The 21,255-nt window shown below is 28.0% G+C and carries 24 protein-coding genes; 2 read left to right on the forward strand and 22 right to left on the reverse strand.

The window, feature by feature from the left end; translation table 11 throughout:
• Positions 1-3: 3 nt before the first annotated feature.
• The 6 genes from TEGL_RS13795 to TEGL_RS13820 all read right to left on the reverse strand — a co-directional run bounded on the left by TEGL_RS13795 (position 4) and on the right by TEGL_RS13820 (position 6,940).
• On the reverse strand, positions 4-312 hold the full coding sequence (locus tag TEGL_RS13795; RefSeq protein WP_018589645.1) for a L7Ae/L30e/S12e/Gadd45 family ribosomal protein: 309 nt from the start codon (positions 310-312) through the stop codon (positions 4-6).
• Positions 302-577, reverse strand: a complete 276-nt coding sequence (gene rnpM, locus TEGL_RS13800; protein ID WP_018589646.1) for an RNase P modulator RnpM — start codon at positions 575-577, stop codon at positions 302-304. Before rnpM ends, TEGL_RS13795 begins: the two co-directional genes overlap by 11 nt.
• Before the next feature lie 12 nt (positions 578-589).
• A complete protein-coding gene (nusA, locus tag TEGL_RS13805; RefSeq protein WP_018589647.1) occupies positions 590-1,645 on the reverse strand; it encodes a transcription termination factor NusA in 1,056 nt (351 codons plus the stop codon).
• A gap of 30 nt (positions 1,646-1,675) precedes the next feature.
• Positions 1,676-2,137 (reverse strand): ribosome maturation factor RimP, encoded by a 462-nt coding sequence (rimP, locus tag TEGL_RS13810; RefSeq protein ID WP_018589648.1) that lies wholly within the window; start codon positions 2,135-2,137, stop codon positions 1,676-1,678.
• Between the two features lie 190 nt (positions 2,138-2,327).
• Positions 2,328-2,564, reverse strand: coding sequence for a YgjV family protein (locus tag TEGL_RS13815; RefSeq protein WP_018589649.1), 237 nt, complete (start codon positions 2,562-2,564; stop codon positions 2,328-2,330).
• Positions 2,565-2,644: 80 nt separating this feature from the next.
• Complete coding sequence (locus TEGL_RS13820; RefSeq protein WP_018589650.1) at positions 2,645-6,940, reverse strand: PolC-type DNA polymerase III; 4,296 nt, start codon at positions 6,938-6,940, stop codon at positions 2,645-2,647.
• A 164-nt stretch (positions 6,941-7,104) separates the two neighbouring features.
• Here TEGL_RS13820 and TEGL_RS13825 point away from each other — a divergent pair, with 164 nt between their 5' ends.
• Both TEGL_RS13825 and TEGL_RS13830 read left to right on the forward strand, forming a co-directional pair.
• Positions 7,105-7,785, forward strand: coding sequence for a hypothetical protein (locus TEGL_RS13825; protein WP_018589651.1), 681 nt, complete (start codon positions 7,105-7,107; stop codon positions 7,783-7,785).
• Between the two features lie 201 nt (positions 7,786-7,986).
• Positions 7,987-8,736 (forward strand): NAD-dependent protein deacylase, encoded by a 750-nt coding sequence (locus tag TEGL_RS13830; protein ID WP_018589652.1) that lies wholly within the window; start codon positions 7,987-7,989, stop codon positions 8,734-8,736.
• A 43-nt stretch (positions 8,737-8,779) separates the two neighbouring features.
• On the opposite strand, the gene TEGL_RS13835 is transcribed toward TEGL_RS13830, so the two are convergent.
• The 16 genes from TEGL_RS13835 to TEGL_RS13910 all read right to left on the reverse strand — a co-directional run bounded on the left by TEGL_RS13835 (position 8,780) and on the right by TEGL_RS13910 (position 21,103).
• Positions 8,780-8,923, reverse strand: coding sequence for a hypothetical protein (locus TEGL_RS13835; RefSeq protein WP_018589653.1), 144 nt, complete (start codon positions 8,921-8,923; stop codon positions 8,780-8,782).
• A 163-nt stretch (positions 8,924-9,086) separates the two neighbouring features.
• Positions 9,087-9,524 (reverse strand): GerW family sporulation protein, encoded by a 438-nt coding sequence (ytfJ, locus tag TEGL_RS13840; protein WP_018589654.1) that lies wholly within the window; start codon positions 9,522-9,524, stop codon positions 9,087-9,089.
• Positions 9,478-9,828 (reverse strand): DUF2953 domain-containing protein, encoded by a 351-nt coding sequence (locus TEGL_RS13845; RefSeq protein ID WP_169334767.1) that lies wholly within the window; start codon positions 9,826-9,828, stop codon positions 9,478-9,480. Before TEGL_RS13845 ends, ytfJ begins: the two co-directional genes overlap by 47 nt.
• Before the next feature lie 354 nt (positions 9,829-10,182).
• Positions 10,183-10,428, reverse strand: coding sequence for a hypothetical protein (locus tag TEGL_RS13850; RefSeq protein ID WP_018589656.1), 246 nt, complete (start codon positions 10,426-10,428; stop codon positions 10,183-10,185).
• Positions 10,429-10,496: 68 nt separating this feature from the next.
• A complete protein-coding gene (gene scpB / locus TEGL_RS13855) occupies positions 10,497-11,033 on the reverse strand; it encodes an SMC-Scp complex subunit ScpB (RefSeq protein ID WP_018589657.1) in 537 nt (178 codons plus the stop codon).
• Positions 11,026-11,754 carry a segregation and condensation protein A gene (locus TEGL_RS13860; protein WP_018589658.1) on the reverse strand — a complete coding sequence of 243 codons (729 nt, stop codon included), beginning with the start codon at positions 11,752-11,754 and terminating at the stop codon, positions 11,026-11,028. The genes scpB and TEGL_RS13860 overlap by 8 nt, the downstream gene beginning before the upstream one ends.
• 11 nt (positions 11,755-11,765) lie before the next feature.
• Positions 11,766-12,356, reverse strand: coding sequence for a site-2 protease family protein (locus TEGL_RS13865; protein ID WP_018589659.1), 591 nt, complete (start codon positions 12,354-12,356; stop codon positions 11,766-11,768).
• A gap of 134 nt (positions 12,357-12,490) precedes the next feature.
• On the reverse strand, positions 12,491-13,642 hold the full coding sequence (locus TEGL_RS13870; RefSeq protein WP_018589660.1) for a D-alanyl-D-alanine carboxypeptidase family protein: 1,152 nt from the start codon (positions 13,640-13,642) through the stop codon (positions 12,491-12,493).
• A 112-nt stretch (positions 13,643-13,754) separates the two neighbouring features.
• On the reverse strand, positions 13,755-14,042 hold the full coding sequence (locus TEGL_RS13875; RefSeq protein ID WP_018589661.1) for a DUF503 domain-containing protein: 288 nt from the start codon (positions 14,040-14,042) through the stop codon (positions 13,755-13,757).
• Positions 14,043-14,057: 15 nt separating this feature from the next.
• A complete protein-coding gene (locus TEGL_RS13880) occupies positions 14,058-14,393 on the reverse strand; it encodes a YlbF family regulator (protein ID WP_018589662.1) in 336 nt (111 codons plus the stop codon).
• Between the two features lie 127 nt (positions 14,394-14,520).
• Entirely contained in the window at positions 14,521-16,197 is a 1,677-nt protein-coding gene (locus tag TEGL_RS13885; protein ID WP_103978929.1) for a ribonuclease J, read from the reverse strand.
• Positions 16,198-16,400: 203 nt separating this feature from the next.
• Entirely contained in the window at positions 16,401-16,856 is a 456-nt protein-coding gene (locus tag TEGL_RS13890) for a Fur family transcriptional regulator (RefSeq protein WP_018589664.1), read from the reverse strand.
• 118 nt (positions 16,857-16,974) lie between these two features.
• The gene (locus TEGL_RS13895) at positions 16,975-17,865 is read right to left on the reverse strand and encodes an LCP family protein (protein WP_018589665.1); all 891 of its coding nucleotides are present in this window, start codon (positions 17,863-17,865) and stop codon (positions 16,975-16,977) included.
• 124 nt (positions 17,866-17,989) lie between these two features.
• Entirely contained in the window at positions 17,990-18,259 is a 270-nt protein-coding gene (locus TEGL_RS13900) for a DUF1292 domain-containing protein (RefSeq protein WP_018589666.1), read from the reverse strand.
• Positions 18,260-18,339: 80 nt separating this feature from the next.
• Entirely contained in the window at positions 18,340-18,765 is a 426-nt protein-coding gene (gene ruvX, locus TEGL_RS13905) for a Holliday junction resolvase RuvX (protein WP_018589667.1), read from the reverse strand.
• Positions 18,766-18,928: 163 nt separating this feature from the next.
• Complete coding sequence (locus TEGL_RS13910; protein ID WP_018589668.1) at positions 18,929-21,103, reverse strand: hypothetical protein; 2,175 nt, start codon at positions 21,101-21,103, stop codon at positions 18,929-18,931.
• Positions 21,104-21,255: the final 152 nt, after the last annotated feature.

Here is a 21,255-nt window from a genome sequence, read left to right on the forward strand (position 1 = left end):
TTGTTAATCCATTAACTGTATGATTTTATTTGCGAATCCTATATCTTTAATTCCTATAACTGCTCTAGAATCTTTACCAATAGATATTCCTAGATCGCTTTTTGTAGATAACTCTACACAATTTACTTTTCTAAAAGATGACTTATCATTGAATAATTTTTTCGTATTATTCGATGCATCACCCGCTACTATAACTAAATTTAATTTTCCTTTTTTTAAATCTATCATAGTTCCATCTTCGCCAGATACTAATTTACCTGCTCTCATTGCAAGGCCTAGTAATGAGTGTATTTTATCCATATTATTTTTCATAAGATTCTAACTCCGCTAATAATTTTTCGTATACCTCATTTGGCACTTCCATTTTAAATGCTCTATTTAAAGCTTTGCTTTTTATAGCTTTTTTTAAACATTCAGAATCCTTGCATATGTATGCTCCTCTTCCATTTGCTTTTCCTGCTAAGTCTATAAAAATTTGGCCTTCTTTATTTTTTACTATTCTAATAAGTTCCTTTTTACTGTCTCTATCTTGACAAGCAATACACTTTCTTTGAGGCACTTTTTTTATTTTTTTCAAAGCAATCCCTCCTTATTCTTCGTCATTTAATTGAGATTCACTTTTAATATCTATCTTCCAATTCGTAAGTTTTGCAGCAAGTCTAGCATTTTGTCCTGCTTTACCTATAGCTAAAGATAATTGATAATCTGGCACCACAACTAATGCTGATTTTTCTTCTTCGTTAACTTCTACTTTAACTACTTTTGATGGACTAAGTGATGCACATACAAACTCAGCTGGATTTTCACTGTAATTTATTATATCTATTTTTTCTCCACCTAGTTCATCAACTACATATTTAACTCTCGTTCCTTTTGGTCCTACACAAGCTCCAATTGGATCTATTTTTTCATCTATTGAGTGAACAGCCATTTTAGTTCTTGATCCGGCTTCTCTAGATACAGATTTAATTTGAACTATGCCCTGGAATATTTCTGGTACTTCTGATTCAAATAATCTCTTAACAAGGTTTGGATGACTTCTTGAAACTACTATTTGAGGTCCCTTATTAGTTTTCTTCACTTCTAATATATATACCTTTATTTTATCTCCAGCTTTGAAATGTTCTCCTGGAATTTGCTCAGTTTCAGGCATAGATGCTTCTATTTTTCCAAGTCTCACATAAACAATTTTTTTATTATCAGATACTCTAGCAACTTCTCCAGTTACTAATTCTCCTTCTTTTTCTATAAACTCATTGTATATTATTTCTCTTTCAGCTTCTCTTATTCTTTGAACAACTACTTGTTTAGCTGTTTGTGCTGCTATTCTACCAAAATCTTTTGGAGTTACTTCATTTTCTAATACATCTCCAAGTTCATACTTTGGATTTATTTGTCTAGCTTCATCAAGTTCTATTTCTAAAAAGTTATCATATAAATCTGACTCATCAACAACTCTTCTTTGTGAGTAAACTCTTACTTCTCCCTTTTCTGGGTTAAAATCTATTCTAACATTTTGTGCTGAACCAAAGTTCTTTTTGTATGCAGTAAGTAATGCTTGTTCTATAGTATCTATAAGTATATCTTTATCTATACCTCTATCCTTTTCTAATTCATCTAGTGCTTCCATGAATTCGTGATTCATTTTTTTATCCTCCCTATATTAATGTTACCACTAAAACTTAATAGCTAATCTAATAAGCGCAACATCTTTTTTATTGAATTCAACCTCTTTATTATCTATTATAACTTTAATATTTTTCTCTTCTGTTAAACCAACAAGCTCCCCTTCATGTAATTTAGAACCGTCAATTGATTTGTAAAGCTTTATTTCCACATCTCTACCTTGGTATTTCACAAAGTCTTTATCTTTTTTAAGTGGTCTATCAAGACCAGGAGATGATACTTCTAAATAATAGTTATCTTTAATTGGATCTTTTTCATCTAGAATTGGATTTAATGCTCTCGTAACTAATTCACATTCATTTAAAGAAACTCCGCCTTCTTTATCGATGTAAACTCTAAGGAAGAATTCTCCACCTTCTTTAACATATTCAACATCTACTAACTCTAAATCGTTGGCTTCTGTTATAGGTAATACTATTTGTTCTATTTCAGTAGCTATGTTCTTTTTCATATTGTTTACCTCCTATTCAGTTGTACTTATAGTATTTAAAATAAAAGAGTGAGCACAGATGTCTCACTCTTAGTTTCTGCAAATATACTATTTTATATATCACTATATCATAAAAATGTTATGTTTACAAGCTTTTGTATTGATTTTATATTTGCTCTATCACTCTTTCATCAATAATAAGTTATTTATTTTAACTTTTATTATTTGGTCCTTTTAGTTTATATAAGTTATAAATATTTATAATAATTATTATAGCATTAGCTAAAGCTACAGGATAAGCACCAACATTTAAACCATATATAACAAACATCAAACACCCTATGGAGTTTATTATTCTTAATTTATAAATATCTGTCATTGTAAGGGATATGGCAATTAAAATAGATGCTGCATATCCCACTAGCTCTATATACTCAAAACTAAACATATTAATTCCTCCTTAGAATTATAAGTACACTAATATACTTAGTTTGTTCATTTTTTATACTATAATTCACTCATAATTTATTAAAATAATGAAAGTTGATTTTTATCACTCATATTGTCTAAAGATCCATGATTAGTTAGAGTTTCAATTACAGTTTTTGAAATTTTAGTTCTTTTTCTCAGGTCTTCTTTGGATATAAACTCTCCATTTTCTCTTTCTTGCTGTATGTGTATAGCTGCATTTTCTCCCACACCTTGCAAAGCTATCATTGGAGGTAGGATTTGCTTTTCTCCCATAACTTTAAACTCAGTTGCATCTGATTTATAAATATCCACTGGAAGAATTTTTATATTTCTTGCATACATCTCATAAGCAACTTCAAGAACTGTAAGCATATTTTTTTCTTTGGCTGTTGCATCATTACCTAGGGAAATAATTTCATCCATTTTGTTTCTTATGCCATCTAGTCCTTTTACAATTAAATCAGCATCAAAATCTTCTGCTTTGGTTGTAAAATACGTGGCATAAAATGCTTCTGGATAATGCACTTTATAATAAGCCAGCCTAAAACTCATCATTACATAAGCAACAGCATGTGCTTTAGGGAACATGTATTTTATCTTTTGACATGATCCTACATACCAATCTGGTACATTATTTTTTTTCATTTCTTCAATAAATTCAGGCTTTAATCCTTTCCCTTTTCTAACGCTTTCCATTATGGTAAATGCCATCTTTGGTGGAAGTCCTTTAAATATTAAGTAGTTCATTATATCATCGCGAGTTGATATAACCTCTTTAAATTCAACTGTACCTTCTACAACTAAATCTTGTGCATTATTTAACCAAACATCAGTACCATGAGATAATCCTGATATACGTACAAGCTCTGCAAATGTGGTTGGCTTTGTATCGAGAAGCATTTGTCTAACGAACTTTGTTCCAAACTCAGGTATGGCAAGACAACCTATTGGACAGTTTATTTCCTCAGGTGTTACCCCTAAAGCATCTGTAGATGTAAATAAAGACATTGTTTCTTTGTCATCTAGAGGTATTTCTGTAGCAATCTTTCCTGTAATATCCTCTATCATTCTAATGATGGTCGGAACGTCGTGTCCTAGTATATCAAGTTTTAGTATCCTACCACTTATAGAGTGATAGTCAAAGTGCGTAGTTATAACTCCACAACTTGTATCATTTGCTGGATATTGTATAGGAGTTATATCATAAACATCTTTGTAATCTGGTATAACCATAACCCCACCAGGATGTTGTCCTGAAGTTCTTTTTACCCCTGTACATCCATTAGCAAGTCTTAATACTTCTGCTGATGTGGAATTTAAATCATTTTCTTCCACAAATTTCTTGGCATAACCAAATGCCGTTTTTTCTGCAACTGTACCTATTGTACCTGCTCTATATACATGACCTTCTCCAAAAAGCTCTTCCGTGTATTTATGAATGACAGGTTGATAACTTCCTGAGAAATTAAGGTCAATATCAGGTTCCTTATCTCCTTCAAATCCAAGGAAAACCTCAAAAGGTATATCATGTCCGTCTTTTTTCAATGGTCTTCCGCATTTAGGACAATCTTTTGCTGGTAAATCAACTCCAGACCCCCATTCACCTATTTCATAGAAATAAGAATACTTACACTCTGAGTTTTCACAAATATAATGCGCTGGTAGCGGATTAACTTCCGTTATATCACTCATGGTAGCAGCAAGAGAAGATCCAACAGACCCCCTAGAACCAACTAAATATCCATCTGCAAGAGATTTTGTAACTAATTTTTGGGCTATAATATACATCACTGCATAACCATTACTTATAATTGAATTCAACTCTCTATCAAGCCTTTTTCTAACAACATCTGGAAGAGGAGTACCATAGATTCTTTCAGCCTTCTCATTACACATATCTCTAAGTTCCTTATCTGAACCTTGGATTACTGGTGGAAAGGTTGCATTAGGTATTGGAAGTATGTCTTCAATCATATCTGCCACCTTATTTGTATTTTCTACTACAACCTCATATGCTAAATCTTCTCCTAGATACTTAAATTCATCTAGCATTTCGTCTGTAGTTCTAAAATGAAGATAAGTCTCTTCTTCATCTACCTTAAAGCCTTGTGAGTATTTAAGCACCGTTCTATATATAGCTTCATGTTTATCTATAAAGTGTACATCTCCTGTAGCTACAGGAATTTTTCCAAACTTCTTTGCCACTTCAATCATTCTTCTATTTAAATCTCTTAACTCTTCCTCATCTTCCACTTCACCTTTATCAATCATAAATCTGTTATTATCAATTGGCATAACTTCAATATAATCATAAAGAGAAATTATTCGTTCTAAATCTTCATCACTTTTGTTTTGCTTAACAGCTTGGAAAACTTCCCCAGCTTCACAAGCTGATCCAACTATTATTCCTTCTTTATATTCTTCCAAGATACTTTTTAAAATTCTAGGTGCTCTATAAAAATGATTTACATGAGCATCAGATACTATTTTATATAAATTTTTTATTCCAATTTGATTTTGGGCAATTAAAGCCACATGGTTAGTTCTTAATTTAGTGTAATCTATGTCTCCTAAAATTGTATTTATATCGCTTAATTTTTCTGCCCCCTTCTTTTTTATCATTTCTAAAAATTTGATAAATATATGCGCCGTAGCTTCTGCATCATCTACAGCTCTGTGGTGATTAAGTAGTGGAATTCCTAGCTCTTTAGCTATAAGATTTAATCTAAATCTTTTCATATGAGGAAGTAAAGTCCTGGCAAGTGTTAATGTATCTACTGAAGTATTTTTAAATTCAATATTTTGTTCTCTACATTTTTGTTGCATAAATCCCATATCAAAGTCTGCATTGTGAGCAACTAATACACTGTCTCCTATAAATTCAACAAACTTTGGTAATACTTCTTCAATAGTAGGCTTATCTTTTATTAAATCATTTGTGATCCCAGTAAGCTCTTGAACTTTGTAAGAAATATCCTTCTCAGGATTTATCAATTGACTAAACCTATCAACAATCTTATAATTTTCTACCTTTACTGCACCTATTTCCGTAATTTTATCATTTTTATTTGAAAAACCTGTAGTTTCCAAGTCAAATACTATGAATGTCTGAGATAACTCTTCATCATTAGCCTTTTGTATCACAGGCAGATTATCTTCTACTAAATATCCTTCAACACCATAAAGTATTTTTATATTGTTAGCCTTTCCTGCATCCATGGCCTCCGGGAAAGCCTGAACCACACCGTGATCTGTTATTGCAATTGCCCTATGACCCCAGTCAGCTGCCTGTTTAACTAATTTTTTAGTAGGACATAAAGCATCCATTGAAGACATTTGAGTATGAGCATGTAATTCAACTCTTTTGCCTTTTTTACAAGTATCTTTTCTCTTAGGTTTTTCCTCTTGTCTAATACCACTTATAGTCATAGTGATTTCTCTTTGATAAGTATCATATAATACATCACCTTTAATTTTTACATAAGACCCTTCTTTTACACTATCTAATACCTTATCCTTATTTAAATCATTTAAAAATAATTTGCAATTAATAGAGCTTGTATTGTCTGTAATAGACATAATCGAAAGTATTTTACCATTTCTTAATTCTTTATTTTCTATATTAAATATTTCTCCTATAACTGCTACTGTCTTAGATTTTTGATTAAGATCTTTTATTGGATGTACTAAACTGTTAACATCTTCTCCATAAATCAAATGTTCATCATATTCATCCTTAATCACATAAGTTTCTTCCTCACTATCTTCATCTACTACTTCAAATTCCATTTCCTTAATTAAGTCTTCAATTTCTTTATCTGTTTTTTCTATTAATTTTTTTATGTCTGTCTTATCACTAACTGCTTTTTCAACTTTGACTTGATAGTCAATTCCCAATTCTTCTAATAATACATTTCTGATAATATCTTCTATATTATTCTTTTTTAGTTTTTCATAAAAAATATCTTTAGGTATTTTTATTTTTAGCATATTATCTAAACACATATACTCTACTTGCTTCTTCCATCCGTCAATAGCCGGACAGATTTTTTTTAATATATATATAATATTATGCCAATAAGCTTTTACTATATCTTTTTCTGATTTTCTACCAAAGCCACTAAACTTAATTTTAAGCCTAATATTTTTAAAATATTTTAATTTATCAAGTAGCTCTTCTCTAAGCTCATCTAAAATCTCATGAGATATAATATCCTTTGAAACTAAATACATATAAAAAATTTTTTCTTCTTTAAAGTATACAATCTTAGATACTTGTACTTCTTTTAATTGCTTTTCCAATCTACTATTTTTAATTTCTAGTTTTTCTAAATAGTCTTTAATACTATCCATGAGATTATCACTTCCTTTCCTAGATAAATTATTATATCATATCTAAAAATAAATTTATTGCCATATTTTATAAAATAAAATTTATTTTTAGGATTAGCTTCAAAATACAACTTCGTTAATATTATATAATATGACCACAATTCAAACTAAGGCGGTGTTTTAATATGGCATGCGATAATATTTTTGACATAAATTATATGTCCACATATTATGATAACCTGGGAGGAAAAAAGTTATTTAAAAACTGCGTAAAAGAGTTCAATTCAAAAATAGATAAGAAGGTATATCTTTATTATTCTAATAAAAAAGACACACCCATATGCGCGCTGCCAAAACTAAGAATGTTACTTGTAACGAAAATTGGTTTTCTATCCTTTTGTTATAATTTCTATTTCTATGTTAATACCTTTAATTATTATAATATAGATATATCTCAAGAAAACTTAAAAATAATAGCAAAATGTGTCTGTTCTCATGAGGTAGGTCATATACTAGACGACAGTATTTCAAACAATAAATGGGAGCACTCTAAAATACTTACTGATATTATAGAAAAAATGATATATTACAATATTGATATATCTAAAGAGGATTATTATAAAAACAATTTACCTAAAGATTTGGAAGAAAGTGTAGTAACTTTAAAGAAAAATTTAATAGAAAGAGAATCTATTGCCTGGGAAATTGCAAAAAATATTATGAATTTTAAAAACGAAAAAGAAAAATTTTTGTTTTCAAAAATAAGGGAGTACGCCCTTGCAACATACAATTATGGTGATCTTAAAACTATTGTAAAAGAAAATAATCTAGAAGTTTTCTTTAAGTATAAAAGATATTTTGCTTAATAAGTAAGAGCTTTCTTATAATAAGAAAGCTTTTCTATTGTCCTCTAACTTATTCAAAATATTTTAATAAAAATATACACTTTTTAATATAATTTGACTTAAATTAATTAAAATAATTACATTTTTTTGCATATTTATACTTATTTTTGTGAATATTTGGTATTATAATATTATAAATATTATTTTAGGAGGTATCTATATATGGATGATAGTGTTAAAAGATTAAAAGAACTTATAGATAGTCATGATAATATTGTGTTTTTTGGTGGGGCAGGTGTATCTACAGAATCTAACATTCCAGATTTTAGAAGTGCCTCTGGTTTATTTAACGAAAAATCAAATAGAAATTTTACTCCTGAACAATTAGTATCTCATACATTTTTTATGAGATATCCAGAAGAGTTTTTTAAATTTTATAAAGATAAATTAATTTATGAAGATGCTAAACCAAATAATGCTCACATATCTCTTGCTAAATTAGAAGATATGGGAAAATTAAATGCTATAATTACTCAAAATATCGATGGCCTACATCAAATGGCTGGTAGTAGAAATGTTTTAGAGCTTCATGGGTCTATACATAGAAATCATTGTATTAAATGTGGAAAATCTTATACTTTGGAAGAAATGTTAAGTTTAGGTGGAAAAATTCCTCATTGTAATGTATGCGGTAGTATAGTCAAGCCTGATGTAGTTTTGTATGAAGAACCATTAGATAATTCTGTTGTAAATGAAACTGTAAATGCTTTAAATAATGCAGATTTATTGATTATTGGAGGAACTTCATTGGTTGTTTACCCTGCTGCTAGTTTTATCGACTACTTTAATGGTGATAGTATAGTTCTTATAAACAAAAGTAGCACAAGTTATGATACAAAAGCTTCTGTAGTCATTAATGATTCCATAGGTAAAGTACTTTCACAAGCAGTTTTACAGGAAGTTAAAAGATGAATTTATAGAATATGTTAAAATAAGGTAAGATTTATATCTTACCTTATTCTTTTTCCTTTTTCTTTTCATATACATCCTTATATATTAAAACAGCTTCATAATATGCTTCCTCTTCGCTTATACCTTTTTCTTGTGCTATTTTCTCAGCTGAGTCTTTTATAATCGATGCAGCTTCAAGTATGTTCATAGAAACACCTTCCTGTTAATTATCCTACTAATTATTAATATATATTATTCCCCCAAAAACTATAAAATTACCTTATTTTATTAAAAATTACATTTATTTATAAATATTTATAAAAAAATAAGTTCTTTTACATAAAATGGCAATAGAACTTATTTTTTATTAGTTATTCTTCTTTATGTATTTTTATATCATTGTCCATATCTTCCTGAAACTTAACATTACTATCGTGTTTTAAAATCCTTTGAACTTTGTCTATTATCCTTGGTGTTACTGTTAAAATGTTATCTACTAAATTAACATTATCCTCCAAAGAAATTAAACGTGTTTCTCCATTTTCCACTACAACGAAGGCTACTGGCGATATGGTAATTGCTCCACCACTTCCTCCTGCAAAATTAGTATCACATTTGGTCTCTGTTTTACAGTTTTTATTATATTCACCTCCGCCAATACCAAACCCTACTGTTACTTTTGATATAGGAACAACAACAGATGCTTCCGCTTTTATAGGGTTCCCTACTATGGTATTAGAATCTATGGAATTTTTTATAGTCTCAAGAGTTGTCTCCATAATGCTTTGTATTGAATTTGTAGCTGTCATCTTTGCCACCTTCCTTAGACTTAAATTTTATTATTCTTATAATAATTGGAATAGATTTAGACATAGTATTCAATCTAAATTTTATATGTATTTTTACACTTCCTTTAATATTATTTTCATTAAACTTAGGTACTATGTTTAAATATATCTTTTCACATTTACATATATTTGTTATGTTTCCATAAATGCCGTTAATTAATGCATTAATATATATAGTTACATATGGATTAACACTACTAAAATATATATTTGAGTATAACTCTATTATTTTTACTTTTTTAACCAATTTTAAAATATTACTCAACTCTTTATCTAATATTTTTAAATCCTTTATACTACCTTTTTTTTTCCTTTTTCTTTTCTTTGGCGGATATAATTGAATATTAAATCTTATTAGTTTGAATAATAATTTAATTTTTAATTTTACAACTATTTTTTTATTATTAAAATCAGTTTCAAATATAAAGTGAGAATAAGATATTAATAATAAAATTAATATAAAAAAAATACATATACATATATATTTCAAATTAAAATATCTCATATTCTATATTATTTGCAAAACTTATGGATATATACTAATTAAAAGGAGATAGGCCTTAGGCGCATAAAAATCATAGGCAAGACACCTATGATTTTTATTTATTTTGACTTTGATTTATTTTGACTTTGATTTGTTTTTACTTTTTTTGTTTGACATGACACTTTGTGACGATGGTGCCATTCTTTGTTTTTGTCTTCTAGTTGTTCCACTATTATTGTAAATACACATACCCCAACAAGCAACTGCAACCATAAATAGTATACCCCTTAATGCATCTCCCATTCTAAACATATGCACTCCAAATAAAAAGCTTGCTATAGCAAATATTACATATATGGCCATTGCTAGTTTACTTTTCATATTTCTCCCCCTTAAATTATTATCTTACTGAAATAGTATCACATTTTATGATAAATAATAATTTTTTATTAAATTTCTTCTTCATTTTCGAAACTATCTATTGGTGGCAATTCTTTTAAACTTTCAATTTGCAATAATTTCAAAAATTCCTGAGTTGTCTTATATATAATGGGTTTTCCTATTCTATTTAAGCGTCCTGCTTCTCTTATTAGTTCATGTTCTAAAAGTGTTTGTAAAACTTTATCACATTTAACACCTCTAATACTTTCAATTTCCACTTTAGTAATAGGTTGTTTATATGCAATAATAGTTAAAGTTTCTAGTGTAGCTTGACTTAAAGACTTTCTTTTCTTTGGCTCTAACACCTTTTTTATATAGTCTGCATAGTCTTTATTAGTACACATTTGATATTTATTTTCTAGTTTTATTATTTGAATTCCTCTATTATTTTCTCTATATTCATCAATCAAAGCATTTAACATAAATTCTATTTCTTTAGATGAAAGTTCTTCATTAATAACACTATTAAGCTCTTTTATGCTTATAGGTTCTCCATAAGCAAACATGATTGATTCAATTATATGTTTTATTTCTTCTCTATTCATTTTCCACTCCACGCTTTATTATAAGAATATCATCAAAAAATTCATTTTGAACTACAATTATTAACTTTTCCTTTATTAATTCAAGAATAGCTAAGAATGTAGCTATAGTTTCATCCTTATCATAAGGCCCTACTAATTCGATAAAGCTTACTTTATCTTCTTTTTTCATTAAATCTCTTAAATCTGACATTTTTTCTTCAGAAGATACTACTCTTTTTTTAACTATCATATCTAATTCTTCTGTTTTATCAAAACCTTCTATAACTTTTGTTTTTAGTATCATAGGAAGAATTGTTCTGATAGCTTCTATGGATATTTCGTCTAAGTCTATTTTATTATCTACAATTACTTCCTCTTTCGCTCTAAAGAAAGTATCACAAGTATAGTGAACATTTTCTTTAATACTTAGGGAAGCTTCTTTAAATTTCTTATATTCTTCTAATTTTTCTACTAATTCTAATCTTGGATCTTCTTCATGTTCTTCATGATGTTGTTTATAAAGTAAATACTTTGACTTTATTTCAACTAATTTAGAAGCCATTATTATAAATTCACTGGCAACTTCTAGATCCATTTCATTTAACATATCAATATAAGATAAATATTGACTTGTAATTTCTGAAATTGATATATCCTTTATATCAATTTTTTGTTTTGAAATTAAATCACAAAGTAAATCTAAAGGTCCATCATAAACATTTAAATGTATATTATACTTCATTAAATTACCTCTTACATAAATATACTTACTATAGTATAAAACACCATCATTATAGGTGTCGTAACATAAGAATAAATTCCTGTAAAAATAGAAATCAATAACACCACGTATCCTACATTTTCATATTTGTAAATAAATTCATTGTATTTGTATGGCAATAATGATGATATAATACCCCAACCGTCAAGTGGTGGTATAGGAAGTAAATTAAAAGCTCCAAAACCAATATTAATCCACATTGCTTTATCAAATATCAGTTGTATAGCATACATATCAGAGTATTTAACTATTAACGCACAAGCAATTGCACCAACTAAATTTCCTAATGCTCCTGACAAAGAAACTATTATATTACCTACTCTATAATTTTTAAAATTATTTGGATTAATTGGTACTGGCTTTGCCCATCCTATACGAAATAATAATAAAGTTATTAATCCTAAAGGATCCACATGTTTTGCAGGGTTTAATGTCATTCTCCCATTATACTTGGCAGTATCATCTCCAAGTAAGTGTGCTGAATATGCATGACCAAACTCATGAATAGATATGGCTATGGCTATTCCCACCAACGATGCTAATAAATCACTTAAGTTAAACATATTTATTCTCTCCTACTGTTTTTTGTAATAATATTATTATATCATTAATAGAACTATAATCAAAAGGTTTATGTTTTTATTAATGATAAAAGCTATGCAGCACATATAAATACGCACTGCATAGCTTTTTAGTATTATAATAAGTTGTCTACTACTCTTCTTAACATTTGTAAATAAGATGCCTTATTTATATCTTCATTATTTATTATTTTAGTTTCTCCAACAAGCTCTTTTCCTCTGTAAACTTTTACAACTCCTAGTTCTGTATTTTTCTTTATTGGAAGTTTTAGATCTTGTTTTATTTCTACTTTCTTTTGGAAATCTTTTTTATCACCTTTTTTTATTAACACACTTAAATCATCTTTTGCTACTAAATCAACATTTTCTTTTTCACCTTTTTCAAATTTAACTGTTGCTACCTTGTCTTTGGCTCCACAAATTTTAACACTTTCATAGTTTGCAAATCCATAATTCAAAAGATTTGTAGCATCTTTAAATCTTATTGGAGAAGTTTCAGCACATAATGTAACAGCTATTAAATGTGTATTATTTCTTAAAGCAGATGCTGATAAACAATATTTTGCTTGTTGAGTAAAGCCAGTTTTTACTCCTGTTGCTCCTGAATAATGTTTAACTAATTTATTAGTATTAGAAATCCCTATTTTAGCTTGTTTTTTTCCAACTACAACTTCATCCATCCATGTAGTTAGATATTTAGAAATCTTCTTATGACTAAGCAATTCTTTTGACATTAGTGCTATATCATAAGCTGAAGTATAGTGGTTATCTACAGGAAGACCATTTGTATTTACAAAGTTTGTATCTTTCATTCCCAGCTCTTTAGCTCTTTTATTCATAAGGTCAACAAACTCTTCCATGCTTCCACCCACATATTCTGCCATAGCAACACAGGCATCATTGGCAGATGCAACTGCTATAGATTTTACAAGTGTATCTACCTTTTGTATCTCTCCTGGTTCTAGGAAGATCTGGCTACCTCCCATACTAGCTGCATTTTCACTTATTTGAACATCATCTTCTTCTTTAATTTTCCCATCTTCTAAAGCTTCACAAATTAAAAGTAATGTCATTACTTTTGTTACACTGGCTGGTGGTAATTTTTGATGAGAATTTTTCTCGTACAAAACCTTACCTGTAGAAGCATCCATCAGTACTGCTGATTTAGAAGCTATATCTAACTTAGCTTCTTTGGTATTGGCAAAAACAAAATTTCCTTGACTTATTACAATAACTAATGCAAGTAGAAAGCTAATAAACTTTTTCATATCGTCACCTCTTAATTGTATTTAATTTTATTAACCTTTATATTATTTCTCTTATATTATTTTTTACCAATACTTCTAATTTATAATTAGTATCTTTTACATATTATATTTCTTAATAATTAATAATTTCACTTTCTATATCAATTATTTCGGCATCACAGTTTTCTTCAATAAAATTTATAATTTTTTCCTTTGATTGATCACTGTCCTTACTGTTTAAATCAAGCTTTATCATACCAATACTTATTCTTTGATGTAAATCTTGATTTTCAACTTCTCTTATACTAATATTAAACTTGTTTTGTAATTTGCTTATTATACTTTTCACAATCATTCTCTTCTCTTTTAAAGAGTGTACATAAGGTGCCCTTAAATCAACTTTAATAACTAGTATTTTCATTTAAATTCCTCTTTTCTATTTATAATCTTCTTTTATTGCCTGTGCTATTATTTTATTTATATTATCCATCATTTTATTAAATTTTTCTTCAGCTAATATATAGTTATATATTTTTTCATTATATCTTATTTTATTCTGAATTTCTTCCATTTTTCTCATGGTTTTTTTATCTATTTTTTTATTATTCATAGTAGCATATTGAAGATTGTATCCTGTTTTTTTATATTCACTTAATAAGATTTCATTATTTTTATCACTTTTCATTACTTTCATATTGTCTACAAAATCTTTATACTCTTTACTATTTTTTATTTCACTAGCCAACTTTGTAGCTGTATCATATACACTCATATTACCCTCCTAATTCATATTAAAATTTTTAGGTGTTATAAGTATATATGCATTACGAATGCGTTTTTGTTTATAGTTACAAAAAAATACCTCAGTATTTTTAATTTAAATACTGAGGTATTTCTAATTATACTTCCATGATTATTGGTAATATCATTGGATTTCTCTTAGTTTTTATATATAAATATTCCTTTAAGTTTTCTTTAATATTATTTTTTAAATATGCCCATTCTTTTATATTCTTTTCTTCACATTCAGTTAAAACATCTTTTATTACATTCTTAGCCCCATCCATTAAATCTTCTGATTCCCTAACATAAACAAATCCTCTAGATATAATGTCTGGACCAGCAAGTACTTTACCATCTTCTTTAGATATAGTGACAACTACTATCATGAGTCCATCTTCAGATAAATGTTTTCTATCTCTTAGAACTATGTTTCCTACATCTCCTACTCCAAGCCCATCGACAAGCACATTTCCTGTCGGTACTGTAGCAGTAACTTTTGCAGAATGTCTATCTAATTCTAAAATTTGACCAGTTTGCATTACAAATACATTTTGATCTGGCATACCAAGCTCATTAGCTAATTCTGCATGACGTTTTAACATTCTATATTCTCCATGAACTGGCATAAAGAATTTTGGCTTAACCATTCTATTTATAAGTTTTAAATCTTCTTGGGCTGCATGACCTGATACGTGTATATCAGCTATGTCGTTGTAAACAACCCTAGCTCCTCTTTCAAATAAAAGATTTATCACTTTCGAGATTAGCTTTTCATTTCCTGGTATTGGATGAGCTGAAATTATTACTAAATCTCCCTTTTTAATTTCTACTTTTTTATGTTCGCTACTTGACATTCTAGCAAGAGCCGACATTGGTTCTCCCTGTGTTCCTGTAGTTATAATTACTAATTCATTGTCATCATATTTAGATATGTCATTTAAGTCAACTAATGTATCGTCTTCCATCTCTAAATAGCCAAGTTCTTTAGCAACACCTATTACATTAACCATTGATCTTCCTGAGACAGCAACTTTTCTATTAAATTTAACCGCCATATTTATTATTTGTTGTAATCTATGAATATTTGATGCAAAAGTAGATACTATAATTCTACTACCATTTGCTTTTCTAAATAAATCATCAAGACCTGCTCCTACTGTTCTTTCAGACATAGTAAATCCTGGTTTTTCTACGTTTGTACTATCTGCTAACATTAAAAGAACTCCCGCACTTCCAAGCTCACATATTCTGTGAATATCCATAACATCTCCATCTATCGGTGTAAGATCAATCTTAAAGTCTCCTGTATGGAAAATAACCCCTTGCTCTGTGTGTACAGCCAGTGAACAAGATCCTGGTATACTGTGGTTATTTTTTATAAATTCTACACTAATATTTTTAAGCTTAATTATTTGTTTAGGAGTAACAACATTTAATTTTACATTATTAAGTTTATGTTCTTTTAATTTAACCTCAATTAGTCCAATACTAAGTCTAGTTCCGTACACAGGTACATCGATTTTTTTAAGTATATATGGAAGAGCTCCTATATGATCTTCATGTCCATGTGTTATAAATATACCTTTTACCTTATCCTTATTTTTTAGTAAATAAGTTATATCAGGTATAACTATATCAACACCTAACATTTCATCTTCTGGAAAACTTAACCCCGCATCTATTACAACAATCTCATCCTTATACTCTATTACGGTCATGTTTTTGCCTATCTCGTTAAGACCACCTAAAGCCATTACTTTAATCTTGTTGGTGCTTTTCTTAAACAATTGCATCATCTCCTCTGTCTATTCAATTTTCAATTTTCAATTTAATGTTGCATATAAAAATAATATTAAATCACGCACTTTTTACCAACTAAGTTTATTGTATCATAAATTTCCTTTTATTTTAAGTATATTTAAAATACTTTTATCCATTATCTAGATAAAGTACTTTTTTAATATACAAAATCAACAAAAGTAAAAAGATATAAGTTCTATTTAGAACTTATATCTTTATTACAGTCCTGGCATAATCCATAAAATTTAACATCATGGTCTAATATTTTAAACTTATAAGCACTTTGTATTTCATTTTCCACGTTGTCCATTAAATCATCTTCAACTTCAATTATTTTTCCACATTTTTTACAAATTAAATGGTGGTGATTATGAGTTTCTGATTTATTTAAATTAATTTCGTATCTAATACATCCATCATCTAAGTTTAATTTTGATATTACTCCAATTTCGTCTAATAACTGCATTGTTCTATAAACTGTTGCAAGTCCTATTTCTGGACAATTCTCCCTAACTAAATCATAAATTTCTTCACTGCTTAAATGTCTGTTTTCATTATCAAGAAGTATATTTATTATAGCTCTTCTTTGAGGAGTTATTTTTAGTCCTGATTCCTTTAATTTGCTTTTTAAATTTTCCATTGTATTACACATAATACCACCCGTTTTCAATTGATAATCTTTTGTAATTATTGTAAATGATAAATTCACTCATGTCAATATTTAGAAAATCATTAATATATTTATTTTTTTATAACCATATTTATTATACTTAATTATATATAAAATCATGCAATATTTTTAAGTTTTTGTCTTTTTCCCATTTAATTACATATTGTGAATTGCGTTTTAATCTTCCATCTTCTCTATATTCATTACTAGGGAATTCCAATTGTTTTATTTTATAATTAGTTAAGTCCCTTGATATTATTGCTAAGTCTAAAATTTTATCTGGAGATACGCTAACATTTACATATTTAAGTAGTATTTTTATCAATTCTGGATATTTAAAAACTGATACTTTTGATAGTTTATAAGCTAAGCTTTCTAGTATTTTTCGTTGTCTAGCGTCTCTATAAAAACAGTTGTCTATTTTCCTAAGTCTACAATAAGCTAAAGCTTGATATCCATTTAGTAAATGATTGCCACTACTAGTTATATATTCTATATTATTACCCTTATTTTTAATTTCTAATCCATAACATGCATCTATTACTTTATTTAGTCCTTCAACTTCTCTATCCTCAATATTAACTTCTACTCCTCCTAGTACATTTATAACATCCACAAAACTTTTAAAGTCTACAATAGCATAGTCTTTTATATCAAGATTAAAATTATTATTTATTGTTTTAAGTAATAATTTGCAGCCTCCATATGAAAAAGAATGGTTTATTTTGTCATATCCTTCACCAGGAATATTCACTAGTGTATCCCTAGCTATAGACGTAAGCTTTAAGGCTTTATTTTTATTGTCTATAGTTAAAATAATCATAGCGTCAGCTCTAGAACTTTTATCTCCTATACCATCTTTTCCTATTAATAATATATTATAAATTGCTTTTTCTGTGTAAGAATCTATGTCTTTAGCAAAAACACTATTATTTAATATCACGGGAAAAATTATTATAAGTATTATGCTTATTAGAGTCTTTTTTTTCATTTTGTCATCCCCTTTACTTTTTTCAATATTTTCCCCAGTAATTTTAAAATTAAACTCTATAATTATGTATATTATCTTTAGTTTTGAACATAAAAAAGACTACCTATTAAGGTAGTCTTTTTTATTAGAATTCGTCGTCGTTAAGTCCTTCTTCGTCCATTAATGTATTATAAACATCAACAACTATTTCATATTCTTTATCATCTTCTAAAGGAACTAACATTTCTCCTTCTTCATCTTGGTCTATTCTAAATACTAAAGCCTCATCGCTATCTTCGTCATCAACAGGCATTAATATAGCATATTCCTTATCATTAGCTTCTAAAGTTAATATTACTTCAAATTCGCTTTCTACACCATTTTCATCAACTAAACTTATTATATTATCTTGCATCTAGATCACCTCAATTTCTTTCTTCTTTTTTATATTATATATTATACTAAGATAATTTCAAATATATTATTAAAATATTATTAGAAATTTCTTTGTAAGTCTAAATAACCTTGTAATATTATTACTGCTGCTAGCATATCTATTACTTTTTTTCTATTTTCTCTTCTAACATTACCTTCAATTAAAGACCTTTCAGCAGCTACTGTAGATAATCTTTCATCCCAAAATTCTATTGGTAAATTTGTTTCTTCCTTTAATAGCTCACAGAATTTTTGAACCTTTTCTCCTTGTGATCCTACAGTACCATTCATATTCTTAGGAAGCCCTGATACTATTTTATTTACTTGTTTTTCTGAAATTATCCTTTTAATTTCTTCTATGTCTTTTTTCTTGCCGACTCTTTTAATAGTCGTTACACCTTGAGCAGTTAAACCCATTATGTCACTTACTGCAACTCCTATAGTTTTATCTCCTATATCAAGGCCCATTATTCTTCCATCAAGCATGCTTCTTCTCCTTCTTATGTATCCATCATCATCCTTCTTAATTTTTAGCATAAATATAATTAATAGGGACTTCTATTATTTTATCTTATTTTATTTTTCTCATACCTTATTTTATATTATATTTTTAAAATTAGCCAGAATTAAATTTGTCTAATTTCAATTACTATTCTATTTTATTATTGAAAATCATCATATTAATACTAATAATTAATATTGGTATTAATATATATATGGATGCGGTAGCTGCTGCTACTATTCCAGAATCATTAACTAATAATGTTATTAAACATCCTACAATAGATGCAATAAACCCTTTAAATATCATAGGATATTTATTAGAAATATTCTTCATATGTCTTGACGGTCTAAATATAAATATACCTATAACAGCTATTCCAGTTAACAAAATATTAACCCAAACAGTGGATTTTGCTAGTTTTAAATTCATTGAAATTTTTCTAGAGAAGGTTAATATTATGGCACTTGGCCCTTCTCGAAGTATTTCCATTACAAAGGCTCCTAAATGAGATTCTGTTCCCATTAGTATATCTAATCCAGCAAACCCTAGCACTAATAAAAATGCCGTCAATACTACAATTATTATTTTCTTTAAATCTAGCTTAACATCATATATCAACATCATAAATATTAAGAATGCAATACATTCAGATATAGCTGCTCCAACATTAGCTCCCATAAATGGTGCTGCAGTTGTTATTAATATTACAATAAACAATGCTCCAACTAACCATTTATGCATTCTTTTGTTATTTAATAAAACTGCTAGTCCAAATATAGAACTTCCTATAATAACACCTTGGTATTCATTCCCTACGCCATAGTATCTAGCTCCTACTATAGCATCATAACTCATCACACTATATTTCATAAAGAACGTTCCAATTATTGAGTCAAATACTACCAGTCCTACTGTTAGTAAAGCATAATATGACATTTGTTTTATATCACTATGTTTAAATAATAATCGTCCAGATAAATATATTAAAATAGTCATTGCTATCACACTTATTATTATACCCATCTGAGTTTTAGCATTAAATATAGGTGAAGATAGTAAAGCAAGAGGCATTACCATACCTAATTTAATAAATTCTTTTAAGACTATAAATACTTTATCTTTATACGGCAATTTATCTTTGAATAGTAAAGCTATCATTGCCATTAAACCTGATACAGATACAATCCCTACAAAAATATTAACTAAAGTAGATCTTATATTATTAATTGAAACTATTTTTTCATATTGATTCGATAAATATTTTATATTATCATCTTTTTCAATATAATCAAATGTTTTACCTATCATAATATCATTTGATAGTCCAAATTCTTTTAATATATCCACACCTAAATCTAAATTTGCTATTATACCATCTCTTCTTGTCGTAGCGCTTGATAACAAGCCTTTTTTATGGCCACTAAACTTAATTACTGGAGATAGACGTCTTTTATTGTTATAATCTAGGTTACTTTGAAATTCACTCACAATATATACTACATCATTTTCATTTACCATATTGAGTACTTCGCTTAAGTAATTATTTACATTAGTATATATATTTGTTTTAATTTTGTTATAAGTTTTTTCATTTAAATTAGATTTATATTTATCTAATCTATATGTATCACCTAGTTCTATAAATAATGCATCATTATCTTTGTAATATGATTTAGTCTCTTTAATTAATTTTTCATAGTCTGTTCTTATTCCATAAGGCATAGATAAATCTTTTATATTTATATTATCTACATTTCCTGAATAAACTCTACCAAAGGTGTCCATACATACTAACCCAATATTTCTTATTTTTATTACATTGTTATTTTCTATTATGTCGCTATTTCCTAACAGAGCCATTTTCTTATTATTGTCTGATAATGTTTGACCTAGCACTCCTAATGTAGAACCATAACTACTTTGTTCAATATTAATGTTAATCGATGCATTAATGTTCAAATTATTTATTTCCTTAGGATTTTTTCCTGTAGCAGACTTATATATTAATCCATTCTCTTTGGTTAAGTTTTCAAAGGAAATGGGCCCATTACTAATAACATTAGCTCTGCCTCCTGCACCTATACTGGCATATGATCTTTCATCGTCATTTCCTTGATCACCTCTAGTATTCATTAAACCAATATATCCACTCTTACTTAACTTTTCTTTTAAAACAGGTATTCCTTGTAAATCATTTATATTAGATCTATTCATGCTTATATAAATAACTTTCCCTTCTTCAGTTGCTGCAAAGGAATATTTAGGAATAAACCCAATACATATCAAAATTAATAATAATGATATTATTTTTTTCCTCATTATAATTGACCTACTTTCTATTTTGATAAATATAACATAAAAATTTCTTAAACCAAATTATCTCTTTTGAGTTTTATTATTACTGTTTTAACTTCCTTTATTCTTCCATCAAGCATAATCATTCTCTTTTTATGTATCCATAATCATACTAC

Origin of the sequence: Terrisporobacter glycolicus ATCC 14880 = DSM 1288 (genome assembly GCF_036812735.1) — a bacterium.
Lineage (GTDB): Bacteria > Bacillota > Clostridia > Peptostreptococcales > Peptostreptococcaceae > Terrisporobacter > Terrisporobacter glycolicus.

Excerpts from the sequence above, each read along its gene's own strand:
- TEGL_RS13890 (WP_018589664.1), bottom strand. The coding sequence starts at position 16,856 with ATGTGTAATACAATGGAAAATTTAAAAAGCAAATTAAAGGAATCAGGA.
- TEGL_RS13795 (WP_018589645.1), bottom strand. The coding sequence starts at position 312 with ATGAAAAATAATATGGATAAAATACACTCATTACTAGGCCTTGCAATG.
- scpB (WP_018589657.1), bottom strand. The coding sequence starts at position 11,033 with ATGAATAGAGAAGAAATAAAACATATAATTGAATCAATCATGTTTGCT.
- TEGL_RS13870 (WP_018589660.1), bottom strand. The coding sequence starts at position 13,642 with ATGAAAAAGTTTATTAGCTTTCTACTTGCATTAGTTATTGTAATAAGT.
- TEGL_RS13895 (WP_018589665.1), bottom strand. The coding sequence starts at position 17,865 with ATGAAAAAAAAGACTCTAATAAGCATAATACTTATAATAATTTTTCCC.
- TEGL_RS13850 (WP_018589656.1), bottom strand. The coding sequence starts at position 10,428 with ATGAAAAGTAAACTAGCAATGGCCATATATGTAATATTTGCTATAGCA.
- TEGL_RS13860 (WP_018589658.1), bottom strand. The coding sequence starts at position 11,754 with ATGAAGTATAATATACATTTAAATGTTTATGATGGACCTTTAGATTTA.
- TEGL_RS13910 (WP_018589668.1), bottom strand. The coding sequence starts at position 21,103 with ATGAGGAAAAAAATAATATCATTATTATTAATTTTGATATGTATTGGG.
- TEGL_RS13900 (WP_018589666.1), bottom strand. The coding sequence starts at position 18,259 with ATGCAAGATAATATAATAAGTTTAGTTGATGAAAATGGTGTAGAAAGC.
- TEGL_RS13815 (WP_018589649.1), bottom strand. The coding sequence starts at position 2,564 with ATGTTTAGTTTTGAGTATATAGAGCTAGTGGGATATGCAGCATCTATT.
- TEGL_RS13880 (WP_018589662.1), bottom strand. The coding sequence starts at position 14,393 with ATGAGTGTATATGATACAGCTACAAAGTTGGCTAGTGAAATAAAAAAT.
- TEGL_RS13830 (WP_018589652.1), top strand. The coding sequence starts at position 7,987 with ATGGATGATAGTGTTAAAAGATTAAAAGAACTTATAGATAGTCATGAT.
- TEGL_RS13820 (WP_018589650.1), bottom strand. The coding sequence starts at position 6,940 with ATGGATAGTATTAAAGACTATTTAGAAAAACTAGAAATTAAAAATAGT.
- ytfJ (WP_018589654.1), bottom strand. The coding sequence starts at position 9,524 with ATGACAGCTACAAATTCAATACAAAGCATTATGGAGACAACTCTTGAG.
- TEGL_RS13835 (WP_018589653.1), bottom strand. The coding sequence starts at position 8,923 with ATGAACATACTTGAAGCTGCATCGATTATAAAAGACTCAGCTGAGAAA.
- TEGL_RS13865 (WP_018589659.1), bottom strand. The coding sequence starts at position 12,356 with ATGTTTAACTTAAGTGATTTATTAGCATCGTTGGTGGGAATAGCCATA.
- rimP (WP_018589648.1), bottom strand. The coding sequence starts at position 2,137 with ATGAAAAAGAACATAGCTACTGAAATAGAACAAATAGTATTACCTATA.
- TEGL_RS13885 (WP_103978929.1), bottom strand. The coding sequence starts at position 16,197 with ATGCAATTGTTTAAGAAAAGCACCAACAAGATTAAAGTAATGGCTTTA.
- TEGL_RS13875 (WP_018589661.1), bottom strand. The coding sequence starts at position 14,042 with ATGAAAATACTAGTTATTAAAGTTGATTTAAGGGCACCTTATGTACAC.
- nusA (WP_018589647.1), bottom strand. The coding sequence starts at position 1,645 with ATGAATCACGAATTCATGGAAGCACTAGATGAATTAGAAAAGGATAGA.
- ruvX (WP_018589667.1), bottom strand. The coding sequence starts at position 18,765 with ATGCTTGATGGAAGAATAATGGGCCTTGATATAGGAGATAAAACTATA.
- TEGL_RS13825 (WP_018589651.1), top strand. The coding sequence starts at position 7,105 with ATGGCATGCGATAATATTTTTGACATAAATTATATGTCCACATATTAT.